Origin of the sequence: Paenibacillus sp. FSL H7-0756 (assembly GCF_038006765.1) — a bacterium.
In the GTDB taxonomy this organism is placed as follows: domain Bacteria; phylum Bacillota; class Bacilli; order Paenibacillales; family Paenibacillaceae; genus Paenibacillus_AQ.
This window is the reverse complement of record NZ_JBBOVT010000003.1, coordinates 622,701-635,757: the sequence shown is the minus strand read 5'-3', so window position 1 is coordinate 635,757 and position 13,057 is coordinate 622,701. Positions and strand designations below refer to the sequence as shown.

General features: G+C 51.5%; 16 protein-coding genes and 2 tRNA genes. 5 read left to right on the top strand and 13 right to left on the bottom strand.

What is annotated here, in order from left to right; genetic code table 11:
• Positions 1-50: 50 nt before the first annotated feature.
• Genes NST04_RS28650 through NST04_RS28635 form a run of 4 tightly spaced genes read right to left on the bottom strand, consistent with a single transcriptional unit; the run spans position 51 to position 3,394 of the window.
• A complete protein-coding gene (locus NST04_RS28650; protein WP_341187289.1) occupies positions 51-752 on the bottom strand; it encodes an ABC transporter ATP-binding protein in 702 nt (233 codons plus the stop codon).
• 4 nt (positions 753-756) lie between these two features.
• The gene (locus NST04_RS28645; protein ID WP_341019197.1) at positions 757-1,539 is read right to left on the bottom strand and encodes an ABC transporter ATP-binding protein; all 783 of its coding nucleotides are present in this window, start codon (positions 1,537-1,539) and stop codon (positions 757-759) included.
• Positions 1,508-2,476, bottom strand: a complete 969-nt coding sequence (locus NST04_RS28640; RefSeq protein ID WP_341187288.1) for a branched-chain amino acid ABC transporter permease — start codon at positions 2,474-2,476, stop codon at positions 1,508-1,510. Before NST04_RS28640 ends, NST04_RS28645 begins: the two co-directional genes overlap by 32 nt.
• A 12-nt stretch (positions 2,477-2,488) precedes the next feature.
• Entirely contained in the window at positions 2,489-3,394 is a 906-nt protein-coding gene (locus tag NST04_RS28635; RefSeq protein ID WP_341187287.1) for a branched-chain amino acid ABC transporter permease, read from the bottom strand.
• 548 nt (positions 3,395-3,942) lie between these two features.
• Here NST04_RS28635 and NST04_RS28630 point away from each other — a divergent pair.
• Entirely contained in the window at positions 3,943-4,767 is an 825-nt protein-coding gene (locus NST04_RS28630) for a CPBP family intramembrane glutamic endopeptidase (RefSeq protein WP_341187286.1), read from the top strand.
• 282 nt (positions 4,768-5,049) lie between these two features.
• Here NST04_RS28630 and NST04_RS28625 read toward each other — a convergent pair whose 3' ends face one another.
• The 6 genes from NST04_RS28625 to NST04_RS28600 form a co-directional block, all read right to left on the bottom strand.
• A complete protein-coding gene (locus NST04_RS28625) occupies positions 5,050-6,132 on the bottom strand; it encodes a Gfo/Idh/MocA family protein (protein WP_341187285.1) in 1,083 nt (360 codons plus the stop codon).
• 12 nt (positions 6,133-6,144) lie between these two features.
• Positions 6,145-7,068: a helix-turn-helix domain-containing protein gene (locus NST04_RS28620; protein WP_341187284.1), complete on the bottom strand. Its 924-nt coding sequence runs from the start codon at positions 7,066-7,068 to the stop codon at positions 6,145-6,147.
• Positions 7,069-7,088: 20 nt separating this feature from the next.
• Entirely contained in the window at positions 7,089-8,123 is a 1,035-nt protein-coding gene (locus NST04_RS28615; RefSeq protein WP_341187283.1) for a Gfo/Idh/MocA family protein, read from the bottom strand.
• A 353-nt stretch (positions 8,124-8,476) separates the two neighbouring features.
• Positions 8,477-8,565: transfer RNA gene (locus tag NST04_RS28610), tRNA-Ser, on the bottom strand.
• Positions 8,566-8,571: 6 nt separating this feature from the next.
• Positions 8,572-8,647 (bottom strand) — tRNA-Asn (locus NST04_RS28605).
• An 85-nt stretch (positions 8,648-8,732) separates the two neighbouring features.
• Positions 8,733-9,485 (bottom strand): MBL fold metallo-hydrolase, encoded by a 753-nt coding sequence (locus NST04_RS28600; RefSeq protein ID WP_341188075.1) that lies wholly within the window; start codon positions 9,483-9,485, stop codon positions 8,733-8,735.
• Positions 9,486-9,623: 138 nt separating this feature from the next.
• On the opposite strand from NST04_RS28600, the gene NST04_RS28595 reads away from it, so the two are divergent.
• Both NST04_RS28595 and NST04_RS28590 read left to right on the top strand, forming a co-directional pair.
• The gene (locus NST04_RS28595; RefSeq protein WP_341188074.1) at positions 9,624-10,052 is read left to right on the top strand and encodes an Lrp/AsnC family transcriptional regulator; all 429 of its coding nucleotides are present in this window, start codon (positions 9,624-9,626) and stop codon (positions 10,050-10,052) included.
• Between the two features lie 36 nt (positions 10,053-10,088).
• The gene (locus tag NST04_RS28590; RefSeq protein WP_341187282.1) at positions 10,089-10,730 is read left to right on the top strand and encodes a pentapeptide repeat-containing protein; all 642 of its coding nucleotides are present in this window, start codon (positions 10,089-10,091) and stop codon (positions 10,728-10,730) included.
• Here the strand turns inward: NST04_RS28590 and NST04_RS28585 are convergent.
• Positions 10,727-11,212, bottom strand: coding sequence for a SprT family protein (locus tag NST04_RS28585; RefSeq protein ID WP_341187281.1), 486 nt, complete (start codon positions 11,210-11,212; stop codon positions 10,727-10,729). The two genes, NST04_RS28590 and NST04_RS28585, sit on opposite strands and share 4 nt — an antisense overlap.
• Positions 11,213-11,331: 119 nt before the next feature.
• Between NST04_RS28585 and NST04_RS28580 the strand changes: the two genes are divergently transcribed.
• Both NST04_RS28580 and cmpA read left to right on the top strand, forming a co-directional pair.
• On the top strand, positions 11,332-11,691 hold the full coding sequence (locus NST04_RS28580; protein WP_036697237.1) for a hypothetical protein: 360 nt from the start codon (positions 11,332-11,334) through the stop codon (positions 11,689-11,691).
• A 119-nt stretch (positions 11,692-11,810) separates the two neighbouring features.
• A complete protein-coding gene (gene cmpA, locus NST04_RS28575; RefSeq protein WP_143804182.1) occupies positions 11,811-11,948 on the top strand; it encodes a cortex morphogenetic protein CmpA in 138 nt (45 codons plus the stop codon).
• Between the two features lie 191 nt (positions 11,949-12,139).
• On the opposite strand, the gene NST04_RS28570 is transcribed toward cmpA, so the two are convergent.
• Entirely contained in the window at positions 12,140-12,310 is a 171-nt protein-coding gene (locus NST04_RS28570; RefSeq protein ID WP_200869223.1) for a hypothetical protein, read from the bottom strand.
• A gap of 111 nt (positions 12,311-12,421) precedes the next feature.
• Entirely contained in the window at positions 12,422-12,916 is a 495-nt protein-coding gene (locus NST04_RS28565; RefSeq protein WP_341187280.1) for a DinB family protein, read from the bottom strand.
• Positions 12,917-13,057: the final 141 nt, after the last annotated feature.

Sequence of the window (13,057 nt, the reverse complement as noted above, 5' to 3'; positions counted from 1 at the left end):
GTTTATATATGTTGTATCTGTGATGCTGCTAATAGGATGGATACCCCTGTTTAGTGCCCGAGATAAGCCATTTTGATCTCATCGGAGTCGGCCAATTCCTCGGCATCCCCTTCAAGCACTACCCGGCCTGTCTCCAGGACATAAGCGCGGTCAGCGATTTTGAGTGCCTGATGCGCATTCTGCTCAACCAGCAATACAGTGGTTCCGGCATCGTTGACTTCTTTTATAATTTTGAAAATATCCTGGACCAGCAGCGGCGCCAGCCCCATTGACGGCTCATCCAGCAGCAGCAGCTTCGGGTGGCCCATAATTGCCCGCCCCATCGCCAGCATCTGCTGCTCCCCCCCGGATAAGGTTCCCGCCTGCTGCTTCTTGCGCTCAAGCAATCGCGGGAAGGTGTTGTATACCTTCTCGAAGTCCGCAGCCAGACTGCTTCCATCCTGCAGGTAAGCGCCCAATTCGAGATTCTCCTCGACCGACATATTAGCGAATACGCGCCGTCCTTCGGGACAATGGATCAGCCCTTCTTTGACAATCGCCTGTACACTTTGATTCGTTATCGATTTACCCAGGAATTCAATACTTCCTGTCTTCGGCTTCAGCAGCCCCGAGAGCGTCTTCAGCAACGTTGACTTGCCGGCGCCGTTGGCACCGATTAGCGTCACAATTTCCCCCTGCTTCACGGTGATGCTGAGATCCTTCAAGGCATGAATCGCTCCGTAATATACATTAATCCCTTGTACTGTAAGCATGGCGCTACGCCTCCTGTCCCAAATACGCTTCGATGACCTTCGGATTGTTGCGGATCTCCGCCGGCGTGCCGTCAGCGATCAGGATTCCGCGGTCCAGCACGTAGATGCGGCTGCAGACTCCCATTACCAGTGACATATCATGCTCGATCAGCAGAATGGTCAGGTCGAACTCCTCCCGGATCCAGGCGATCAGGTTCATCAGGTCACGCGTCTCATTCGGGTTCATCCCGGCTGCCGGCTCATCGAGCAGCAGCAGCTTGGGTCCGGCCGCAAGCGCCCGGGCAATCTCCAGACGCCGCTGATTCCCATAGCTCAGGTTGCTCGCTACCTCTTCACTCTGATCAGCCAGATTGAAGATGGAGAGAATATCCATCGCCTTCCGGGTAATCTCCTCTTCGCCCTGGAAATGCTTCGGCAGACGTAGCATCGAAGAGAACAACGAGTGCTTCGCATGCTGATGGAAGGCAATCTTGACGTTCTCCAGCACCGTCATAGCCGTAAACAGGCGGATGTTCTGGAACGTACGCGCAGCGCCTTTATGATTGATCTTGTAGGGCTTCATCCCGCCGATAGACTCATTATTCAAAAGAATGCTGCCCGACGATGGCGGGTACACTCCGGTCAACAGGTTGAATAGTGTGGTTTTACCTGCACCGTTGGGCCCGATCAGGCCGATCAGCTCGCCTTTATCAATATGAAGAGATACCTCGCTGACCGCCTTCAGTCCGCCGAAGGCCCGGCTGGCCGCTTTCACATCAAGGAGTACCGCTGCTCTTGATTGCGTCATTTGCCTTCGCCTCCTTTTTACCGAACTTGCCTAGTGAGAATTTGCTTACGCCAAGCAGGCCGCTTGGACGGAAGATCATCATCAGAATGAGCACTATCGAGTAGATAATCATGCGCCATTCCGGGAATTCACGTAAGTAGGTATACAGCAGGGTAACGAACACCGCACCCACGATAGAGCCCGCCGTACTGCCCAGCCCCCCGAGAACCACCATGACGATGATTTCAAAAGACTTCAGGAAGTTGAAGCTGCCCGGCGTAATGACATAGAACGTATGGGCCGACAGGCCGCCCGCCATTCCGGCAAACAGCGCACCGATGGTGAAGGCGATGATTTTGTAACGTGTCGTATTAATCCCCATCGCCTCCGCGGCAATCTCATTCTCGCGGATCGCAATACAGGCCCGGCCGTGAGTAGATCTAATGAAGTTATTAATCAGTACAACTGAGATCAGAGTGAAGAAGAAGAGCATGGTCCAGGTCGTTTTGGCCGGAATACCGCTGAGCCCTGAAGCTCCGCCGACATATTCCGTATTCAGCATAATAATGCGGATAATCTCACCGAACCCCAGCGTGGCAATAGCGAGATAGTCTCCGTTAAGCCGGAGTGTAGGCATCCCGATCAATACACCGAATACCGCAGCCAGCAGCCCACCCGCAAGAATCGCAGGAATGAACGGCACATTGTAGTCAAGGGTAAGAATCGCCGAGGTATACGCACCCACCGACATGAACCCGGCATGGCCAATGGAGAACTGCCCGGTAATCCCGGTAATCAGATTCAGCGACACGGCCAGCATGATATTAACCCCGATGAGAAGCAGCATAGACTGATTCACATCACTAAGAACTCCCGTTGTTAAAAGAACTTTTACGATTCCATAGAACGCAAGGGCGACAAGTAGGCCCAGCCAGAACTTTTTATTTATCTTTGTCACGGCAGCTTCCCCCTACACTTTCTCCCGGACATTCTTGCCGAACAGTCCGGATGGTTTGAAGATAAGGATTAGAATCAGTACCGCAAAAGCTACACCGTCACGCCAAGAGGAGAACCCGAGCGAAGAAATCTCTGTCTCCACCGTTCCCAGCAGCAATCCGCCGACAAGCGCACCCGGAATACTTCCAATCCCTCCAAGCACTGCCGCGACAAAAGCCTTAAGCCCGGGCATGACACCCATAAGAGGATCAACCGAATTGTACGTCATTCCGAAAATCACGCCTGCGGCAGCGGCAAGCGCTGAACCGATCGCGAAGGTGGCTGAAATGGTGCGGTCTACGTTGATACCCATCAGCCGCGCCGCTTCCACATCGAAGGATACGGCCCGCATGGCTTTGCCCGTTCGGGTGTACCTGACGATATATTGCAGCACTAGCATAAGAATTATCGTTGTTAGCAGAATCATGATCTGATTGGATTCGACCTGGATAGAAGACCCGAAGAGATGATACTGCTTCTTATCCATAATATCCGGGAAGCCCTTGGCCTGCGGCCCGAGGATCAAGACTCCGGTATATTCGAGCAGGAAGGATACGCCGATCGCTGTAATCAGCGCTGCAATTCGAGTGGACTTACGAAGCGGCTTATACGCCAGACGTTCAATGCTGATACCGAGCAATGCACTGATGGTCATCGAGATGATCAGCGACAAGAGCAGTACAACGATCGGCGGCAATCCGGCATTCGCCAGGTATTTGGCACTGTACAGACCGATGAACGACCCTACCATAAATACATCGCCATGCGCAAAATTAATCAGCTTGATGATACCGTACACCATTGTGTAACCAAGGGCGATCAGAGCGTAAATGCTGCCTACGGATATCCCGTTTATTAGTTGCTGAATGAAATACTCCATCGCCATCCCCTTCTCCCCATATTCATCTTGTATACCCCTTTCTCTGTGCTGTTTCTCTTTTCTTGGATTATGATGTCATTTATATTAACACAAGGTCAGACAATCGTCACTAATAATTGTGGGAATTAATACAAAATTCAATAGTTGGTGTTATATTACATAACATGATATATGTAGGATTCGGTAGGATAATATAGGTTTTCGAAAAATGCGCAGAAAACAGGAGAAAAACAGAGGATTTTCAAGCAGGAACGTTTTAGAAGTTGTTTCCTTTTCTTATACAATACTTTTTTTCTGCGTAATTAATATAACATTTGTCTCTTTACAGCATCATTCCTTCAATTAATTAAAGGGGTAACGGATTGAACCAGCAATGTGCGGTAGCAGAGTTCAAGATTATGCGTATAAAAGCCCCCCCTACATCTACAGTCTCATCGATACCTGGGCCAAGGTCCGGGCGGGCTGCTGGGCTCCGGGTTGTTCCTCACTTTCCCGTTCGTTGCTATACTCTACCAAGCATTACACACATCCAAAGGAGTGAAATTGAAATGAGCACCATCGAAAAAGAGGAGACCGTCCAATCTTCCAGGAGAGGGTTGCTAGTATTCTTCCTGATTCTTATACCCCTTACGGTTATAAGCTACATATTGGCCCTTACTGTAACGCCTGTGTACGGCTTGCTGCTGATGTGGGCGCCCGGGATCTCCTCCATACTCACCCGTATCCTGCGGCGTGAGGGCTTCGCGGATATCTCCCTGAGGTCCGGGGGACGGCGCACGCTCAGGGCGATTCCATTCATCTTGTTATTGCCGGTGGCGGTTGGTCTGTTGGCCTACGGGACTGTCTGGATCACAGGACTGGCGGAGTATACCGGACACAATGGCAACGTTATCGGTTCGCTGGTCTGGGCAATCCTGATTCAAATGTCCGTCGGAACCGCGATGGGAATCATCAGCAGTGCCGGAGAAGAGTTAGGCTGGAGAGGCTACATGCTGACCCGGCTTATTGGGGCCCGCGTCCCGAAGCCTATTCTCATGAGCGGGCTGATCTGGGGCATGTGGCATATCCCCGCGATTCTAATCGGCAGCTACTATTCCGGCCCTTCTCTGGCCTTATCGATCGTATTGTTCATGGTAACCATCAGCTCATTCAACATCATTATTAGTCTATTGCGCTTAAGCACTGGGAGCATATGGCCGGCCGTTCTGCTCCATGCCTCGTGGAATGCTATCATTCAGGATGCTTTCGACCGTTACACCAGCGGGAAGAATGCATTTCTCTGGACAGGCGAGTCCGGGATACTGGTGGCTGCTACGCTCGTGATTGCAGCGTGGTTCTTCTACAGAAGATCTACGCTAGATGTCAGATTGTAAATGGCAATTCGGCAAAAAATATATAAACAATAAGAGGGTGTCCATAAGCCATGAAATGGCTGGGATACCCCTTGTTTTGGAGTTAGATGGACGTTTGTGTCGATGAGGACGCTCCGCTGTTTAAGCGGGATGCGAAAACAGATTTTTTAACACAAAAAAAGAAACCGTCCAAACATCAATGGACCAAAAACAGAAAGCAGCAATTCTCCCATAAGAGAATCGCTGCTTTTTTAACATTTGAAGCTTTTACGAAATCTGAGATTTGACTCGGGCAATGACCGCCTAGTCCAAATATACGGCTTTCCCCGTCTGTGCCGATTCATAGATGGCCTCCAGAATCCGTGAGACTACATAAGCCTGTTCAGGAGTGACGACCGGATCTTTATCCTGTTCGATCGCTTCGATCCACTTTCTTAATTCGATATCCGTAGATTTCTCTTCTTTGCCATCATAGAAGGCTACTCCTCCGGCACCAAGCTCAATTTCATTCGTGTATAGCTTGCTATGCTTCTCCCCGTTAATCCGGAGACCGTTCTTCATGTCCGCACCCGCTTCGGTTCCGCTTAAGCTGCACTTGGCTTCATCCACATCCAGCGAATTAAGCGCCCAGCTCGCCTCCAGCGTAATCGTTGCGCCGTTCTCCATCACAATCATCCCGAAGGCCGAGTCTTCCACGGTGAATTTCTTCGGGTCCCAAGGTCCCCAGGCGTTGGCCGCATCTTCTTTTTGGGAGAGCTCGTGGTATTTGGTTCCCAGCACAACCTTTGGTTTGTAGTTGTCCATCATCCAGAGCGTCAGATCCAGCGCATGGGTTCCAATATCAATAAGCGGGCCGCCCCCTTGCTTCTCCTCATCCAGGAATACTCCCCAGGTAGGGACCGCTCTACGCCGGATCGCATGCGCTTTCGCATAATAGATATGGCCGAGCTCGCCTGCTTCACAGACTTTTTTCAGATACAAGCTGTCTTGCCGGAACCGGTTGTCATACCCTATAGTCAGCTTCTTCCCTGTACGCTTCGCTGCTTCAGCCATACGTTTGGCATCCGCCGCTGTTTTGGCCATGGGCTTCTCACACATCACATGCTTGCCCGCTTCCAAGCCCGCAATGGATATTTCCGCATGCGCATCATTAGGAGTAAGCACATGAACAATATCAATGGAAGCATCCTTCAATAATTCGTGATAGTCCGTATAGACAGCAGCATCTGCACTGCCGTATTGTTCAGCAGCCGCTTCAGCCCGTTCCTTGATAATATCGCAAAAAGCTACCACTTGAACCTTATCCTGTCTGCTTAAGGCCGGCAAATGCTTCCCGTTCGCAATCCCTCCACAGCCGATAACCCCAACACGATACACTTTGCCCATCGTCACTCATCCTCACTGTTCATGTATTTGTCTAGCCTTGCGGTATGCAGCCGGGGTCATGCCCAGCCGCTTGCGGAATACTGAATGCAGATAGGTCGCAGTGGTGAACCCTTCAGACTCCGCAATATGTTCGATCGACAGGTTACTGGCTTCAAGCTTGCTGCACACAGCCTTCAAACGGATCTCCTCAAGAATCCGGCTGAAGGTTTGATCCGGATCGGTCTGTTTAAATATCCGCTGCAGCTGCCTTGCGCTGATATTCAGCTTCTCCGCAACATTCTCCAGCGTCACGGCTGCCGAATAATTCGCTTCCATGTACTGAACAGCATATTGATAGCGGTAGGACAGCATGTCCCGTACGGGTGCCGCAGCTCCCATCCCGCCTGTATCATAAGCTCTGGTTACCTTCAGCAAGATACTAATCACGAGATGCTTGATGGATGTGTAATATCCCGCAAGCTTGCCGTCACAGGCTTCATAGGCTTCCAAAAAACACTTCATCGCCCTGTGATAATCCTGTGCAGGGACAAGCGGCAGGTTTCTCAGCTTCTCCACACATTCCTCCGCTTCGGCAACCTCCCACGGGTCTGCATCGTCCCGGGGCTTCTCCGCAATATGGATATGCAGACATAACTCCTCCATCGACTCTTCCGCATCTGCTTCTTGACGGTGCATCACTCCCGGTCCGGTCAAATAGAGCATTCCCTCCGACAAAGAATACTGCTGATCGCCGAGAATGACCGTTCCTTTGCCCCGCGGTATGAAATGAAATTCAAATTCAGCATGGTTATGGAAATCAATAACCTTCCCCGGCGGAAAAGAGGTCAAATGAAACCGGAGAACAGAAATTTCATAATGTCCCCACAGGATAGAAATATCCAGTCTTTCCAGCAGATCCATCTTCTCAAACATAATCTCGAAGGGAAAAGGGCTCATGTTAACCTCCCGCTTATAGGCTACGCACTGTACCCGGATAATGGATCAAGACAAGACTTCAGTTCGGCTAACCGGATCACCCGTCCTGCCTTCGCTGAGAGATTCGCCGCCTCCATTAACCGGGTAAGCTCTGTTGCCGCTTGAATATTGTCAGAAGCAACCGTGTTGTTCTGGATGTGGGCTACCCACTGCTCAAAAGCGCTCTCACGATTGGCCAGTACAGGCGTCTCGTTCCAGGCAGCCCCTTGATTTGCCGCTTTATTACTTCTGACGAGCAGCTTTGCTTCAGGCGTTCCATACAATAGAGTTCCTTCCGTTCCATGCACTTCTATGGTAAAAGGGGAGTAGCTGTTCACGAAGCCAGCTTCCACTACACCGATTGCTCCCGAATCCGTATAGAGCGTCGCTACTGCGTTGTCCTCCACTTCCTTGCCCGTCACATATCCGAAGCTCGCGCTTACCCCGGTCACCTCTTGACCCAGGAACAGTCTGGTCAGGTACATGGGATGGCATCCCAGATCAATCAAGGCACCGCCCTGGCATTGTTCAAGGCTATAGAAATGCTCGGGAAGCCAGTTGGCCGTTGCGCCGTTATGGGATAAGCGGACTCTGACATACGTAATCTGCCCAAGAAGTCCCTGGCTTAGAATGTCTGTAACCGATAACGTATAACCGTCATTTAGCCGCGGCAGCGACACGGTTAGCTTCACTCCATGCTCCGCGATCTCGGAGAGGATTTCATTAACCTCACTCAGCGTTGCAGCTACAACCTTTTCGGTGAAGATGTGCTTGCCTGCTCTGGCCGCCGCAATCATGACCTCCCGGTGCATATGGGTTGGCGCGTCGACAATCACGGCATCGATATCCTTCCGGGCAAGCATGTCCTCCAAAGAATCATAAAACGGGATATTCAAGCTCTCTGCCGCCTTCCTGCCCCGCTCCGCATCCTCGTCCCATACCGCAGCAATTTCCGTATCCCCATGCTCCTGGGCCTGCTTCGTATAATCCCAGGCATGTACATGCCAAAAGCTAATCTTGCCAATCCTAATGCTCACCCGCCTGCACCTCCATATACATTATTCTGACATCACCTATAAAGTATCATATAACAAGCAGGATTTTTAGTAGATAAATGCGACATCGACTATATGGAATTACGACATCGGACAGGACAATCGTATCTTCCAGGGATTCAGCCGCTCCTGCTGAAAAGACGCAAAAAAGGAGCTCAATATGAGCTCCTTCAACGAACCACCGAGGGTTCTCATCCCCAGCAGGGAAGTATAATCAAAACGGAGAGAGAGGGATACTCTCGCTGCGCGAGAGATTGCGATGCCATTGCTAACGAAGCTTATGCTCCAACGAACCACCAAGGGTTCTCATCCCTAGCAGGGAAGTTTAATCAAAACGGAGAGAGAGGGATTCGAACCCTCGCACCGCTTACGCAGTCTAACCCCTTAGCAGAGGGTCCCCTTATAGCCACTTGGGTATCTCTCCAAGTAATGGCTCCCCGAACAGGACTCGAACCTGTGACAACTCGATTAACAGTCGAGTGCTCTACCAACTGAGCTATCAGGGAACATTAACATGAACAAGGATTAATTTATCATGATTCTACAGGTTAGTCAAGCGGGTCGCGAGAGATTGTGAGATCGTTTACATAATCAGATCCACTCTCCATCCAGTGGCACGGCAACACGGCCGGACAAGCCTTCCTGTTCAAGGCGTTGCATCAATAGCTCCCTCGTTACATGGCAGTGGTTAATTGAATCCATGTGCACAGCAATCACCGAAGCGGACGGAGCGGAATGGCATACCTCCACCACATCCTGTTCGTTCATGGTAATGGGACCTCCGCTCAGGAAGCTGGCACCCCCGGCATTGACAATAATCACCTCCGGCACTTCCCCGGCTATCACCTGCTGAACCTCTTCGCACCAGATCGTATCTCCAGCCAGGTACAGCACAGGTTCGCCCTCTGCCCGGAAGACGAAACCGGAGACCTTGCCCATCCGTTCTCCAATCTCCCCTGTTCCGTGATGCCCTCCTGTACGTATCAGAATTACTCCGCCGAAGGACACAGAGCCGGCGTCCTTAATCTCTGTAACACGCCCAAAGCCCTGGGCAGCAATTCGCTCCCCGTCACCTTCCTGGCAATACACCGGCAGTGCCTTGGACAACTGCTCTGCCGCTGCTGCATCCCAGTGATCCTGATGAAGATGCGTGACCAGCACAGCATCCGGCTCCAGCCACTGCTGAACAGGACCGGGCAATGACACCAGCGGATTCCGGCGGTCATCGCCTGAATTCATAATCGGCGGATTCACACCCTGCGCACTCAGCATGGGATCGATCAGAAACGTTGCACCGCCGTATTCCAGCCATAGGGTGGCGTGGCGGATCAGCTTTATTTTCATCATATGCACCTCTTCCCGGATGTCTACCTTATGTTCACTTTCTGATACAATAAGTATAAATCAGGGCAAGAAGAGAAGACATTGTGCCGAGAAAGAGATTCTTACGATATGCTTTCACCCGGAAAGGAATTGCAGAAAATGACCCCCTATCTCATTGACCATACCGATTACCGCATCCTCCAGCTCCTTATCGAAGACTCCACCTTAAGCCATAAGGATATCGGGGCGATGGTCCATCTGACCGGCCAGGCTGTAGGCGCACGTGTCCGCAGAATGCGGGAGCTTGGCATCATTGAGGGCTACACCATCCGTTATAACCCGCTGTGGATCGGCCAGAGCATTCACGCCTTTATCACGGTTTTTCTGAGCAGCAATAAGGATCATCCGCCTTTTCAGGCTTTTGCGAAGGCCCATGAGAGTGTCACCGAGCTGTACCGCATCAGCGGGGAGGGCTGTTACTGGATGCGGGTGCGTACTGTGGATCAGGAGGCGCTGAACGCTATTTTGGATGAACTGCTGAAGTATGGCAACTACCGGGTCAACCTGGACATGGGCCAGATCAAATAAGGACAAATAAGGATAGGAAATGCCAAGGAGGCCGATATGAGTAACAAGATAGAACCACCCAGAATCTCAGATCCCGGGCTACTTACGCCGCAGGACGTTCACACCCTTGCTTCCAAAGACGAATTCAGCCGCTGCCTCATTGAAGGAGCGCTCATTGAATATCAGGAGGCCACCCGGGTAGCTTTCGACAAGACTATTTTCAAAAACGTTACCATCACGGAATCCTCGCTGCAGCGCATTGAGCTTACCGATGTAATCTTCGATCATTGCGACCTGTCCAATGTGGATTTCAGCGACGCCTTCATACACCGGACCGAATTCAGGGATTGCCGCATGATCGGTACAGACTTCACCAGAGCACGATTTCAAAATGTATCCATCACCGGATGTATCGGGGAATTCGCGGTCTTCCGTTTCGCCAACTTCAAAGGGGCTTCCTTCGAGCGCAGCTCGCTGGCCAGCGCGGATTATTACCAGTCCAGCCTGAACGGCCTGTATTTCTCGGAATGCAATCTGGAGCAGGCCACGCTGGCCGGCTGCAAGCTGAAGGGTGTTGACCTGAGCGACTGCGAGTTCACCGGCCTCCTGGTGGATCTTCAGGATCTGGAGGGCTGCATCATCTCTGCGGAGCAGGCGGCTTCTTTTGCCGGACTACTAGGTCTGGTTATCAAAAATTAAGTAGCCGGGCCCGCGCCTGCTTCTAGCGCAACCAGCTTCAGCTTGCCGGAGCATTTACCGCAGCGGTACCGCCCGGGATCGGCCCGGCGCTTACGCAGATACTCGGTGGCACAGGCAATACATACCAGCTTATACCGGTAAGGCTGCGGCTTGCGGGCCTTGGCACCCGGCAGGGTCTGACAATACCGGCTGCCGCCGACGCGGGCCAGCAGTGTTTTGAAATCGGCATCCCGGTGCATGTACCCCCGCTTCGCCAGATGCAGGTGGTAGTGGCAGAGCTCATGCTTGATGATCTTCTCCGTCTCCTCCCGTCCGTACATCTCCAGTTGCTGGGGGTTAATCTCTATATTATGACTCTTGGTAAAATATCGTCCGCCGGTTGTCGTAAGTCTGCTGTTAAAGCTCGCCGTATGCCGGAAAGGCACGCCAAAGCTGCTCAGCGACACCTGCTCCATCCATTGCTGCAGCTCTTCGTTGCTCATACTGGTCATAGCGTTCCTTCACGGTCCTCTCTGCCTGAATTTAGATCTCTACTTGAATTGTAACTTGCCTATGGGCTACACTGTCAAGAAGGAAGACAAGTCCGGAGGGAGAATGAAAGATGCCGAGAATGCGGTACGTAATCATGCAGCAGGATCAGGAACTGCTATTCGTGGAGATGCCGGAGGAATATGCTTACCAGCTAAGCGCCCTCAATCTGCGACTGAACAAAGAAATTGACAAGCTGACAGCCGAGAATGTACCCGGACTGCCGCGGGCGGTGGCCGAATGCGAGGCGCTGGAGCTGCTGCGCGAAGAGCATCATCTGGAGTCGGGGCTGGCGTATATTAACCGGCTGGAGCAGGCTTTTGCCTCTATTAAAGAGGAGCATTACCCCCTGATCTCACTGCTGACCGAAATCCGGGCGCTTCAGGCCCAGCTTGAACAATGGTACGAAGAGGAAGAAGAACGGGTGCAGTAACGCCGGTTCCGGGCGTCCTTGTGAAATTCGGCTTGGCTACCTGAAACTAACCGTGCACCTTTGGGCGTATTCCCCCATATGCTATCTATACACAGGAAGCATGCAGAGGAGGGGTACCCTTGCCACAATGGCTTCGCCAACAGCTCATGAAGGCCTATCTCAAGAAGGACTGCCGTCAGATTAGACTGCTGAATGAATGCTGGTTCTTTTACCGGAATACCGCCGATTCCCACGAGATGATCCAGAAGAACGTATAGCCGTTATGTAAGTGGAAACGGCTTTGCCGTCCTTTTACAGGACGGTACCGTTTCGGCGGGAAACAGAAGGATAATGTATAGCGTGAAACATATTCATTCTTATATTTGAACAAAAAGCCGCGAGCTCCCGAGGGGGTTCGTGGCTTTTTGGCGTGAATCCGTCCAAGTCTGCACTTGGCTGGGCAACTGGCTTATTTGAACATCGGGAATACATATTTCACCAGGAAAAACAGAACTCCGAAGGTGATAATAATGTAAGCTGCATATTTAATGAACGTGGATGCGACAAGACTGGAATCCGATTTGCGGTGCACCTCTGTCCGTTCAACCTCAACACTTCTGTCCTTGTAATTCGGCTCCATCCTCAATCTCTCCTCTCCGTTGATAGCTGCATGTCTTCCATTAACCCGGGGATTTGGAGCTGAAACAGAGCTGCCTACGAACAGATCACTTGTAAAATATGGCTGCTGCGCTTAATCGAAACGGCGGGTGCCAGGCCAGGAGCCTTGCAGCTTGCGGACCAGTACAATCTGTCCCGTATGATAGGCATCATGCAGAATCAGGCTCATGACCTCTTCGCCCGGCGCATGCCCGGAGCCGCCCCATTCATAAGCGCCTTCCTCCAGAGCTACAATAATCTCGCGCAGCGAGGCATGAATGGACTTCAGCTTGTCTACCGCCTGCTTCCAGTCCTCTTCTCCGCTTCCTGTCACAGTGAATGTAGCGTCATTGCTCTCCAGATCAGGCAATTTCTCCATTCCCTTGAGCTTGCGCAGCAGACGCTCCTTATAATACGTCAGATGGTTAACGTTCTCCCAGATCGAATTGCCCGCAGCTCCCTCCGGCTTCCAAAGTGCCTGCTCACTGTCCACACCTTCAAGCGCCGCACCCAGCGGCGGCTGCCAATCCTCCACATCCATCACATAATCCCAGTTCTCGACCAGTACATCGCTAATTTTATTTTCCATTTATATCCCTCCTGTAATTATAGGTACACAAGCTTCGGTAACGACTAAACAAGCCGAATAACAGTTACACAAGCAATGTAACATAATCGGCGGAGCGTATCAAGTAACTAGCATAACTTAATTTTAACTGTTACAATCAAG

Coding starts and splice junctions, on each gene's coding strand:
- NST04_RS28580 (WP_036697237.1), top strand. CDS start 11,332: ATGCCGAGAATGCGGTACGTAATCATGCAGCAGGATCAGGAACTGCTA.
- NST04_RS28585 (WP_341187281.1), bottom strand. CDS start 11,212: ATGAGCAACGAAGAGCTGCAGCAATGGATGGAGCAGGTGTCGCTGAGC.
- NST04_RS28600 (WP_341188075.1), bottom strand. CDS start 9,485: ATGAAAATAAAGCTGATCCGCCACGCCACCCTATGGCTGGAATACGGC.
- NST04_RS28635 (WP_341187287.1), bottom strand. CDS start 3,394: ATGGAGTATTTCATTCAGCAACTAATAAACGGGATATCCGTAGGCAGC.
- NST04_RS28645 (WP_341019197.1), bottom strand. CDS start 1,539: ATGACGCAATCAAGAGCAGCGGTACTCCTTGATGTGAAAGCGGCCAGC.
- NST04_RS28570 (WP_200869223.1), bottom strand. CDS start 12,310: ATGGAGCCGAATTACAAGGACAGAAGTGTTGAGGTTGAACGGACAGAG.
- NST04_RS28650 (WP_341187289.1), bottom strand. CDS start 752: ATGCTTACAGTACAAGGGATTAATGTATATTACGGAGCGATTCATGCC.
- NST04_RS28625 (WP_341187285.1), bottom strand. CDS start 6,132: ATGGGCAAAGTGTATCGTGTTGGGGTTATCGGCTGTGGAGGGATTGCG.
- NST04_RS28620 (WP_341187284.1), bottom strand. CDS start 7,068: ATGAGCCCTTTTCCCTTCGAGATTATGTTTGAGAAGATGGATCTGCTG.
- NST04_RS28595 (WP_341188074.1), top strand. CDS start 9,624: ATGACCCCCTATCTCATTGACCATACCGATTACCGCATCCTCCAGCTC.
- NST04_RS28590 (WP_341187282.1), top strand. CDS start 10,089: ATGAGTAACAAGATAGAACCACCCAGAATCTCAGATCCCGGGCTACTT.
- NST04_RS28565 (WP_341187280.1), bottom strand. CDS start 12,916: ATGGAAAATAAAATTAGCGATGTACTGGTCGAGAACTGGGATTATGTG.
- NST04_RS28630 (WP_341187286.1), top strand. CDS start 3,943: ATGAGCACCATCGAAAAAGAGGAGACCGTCCAATCTTCCAGGAGAGGG.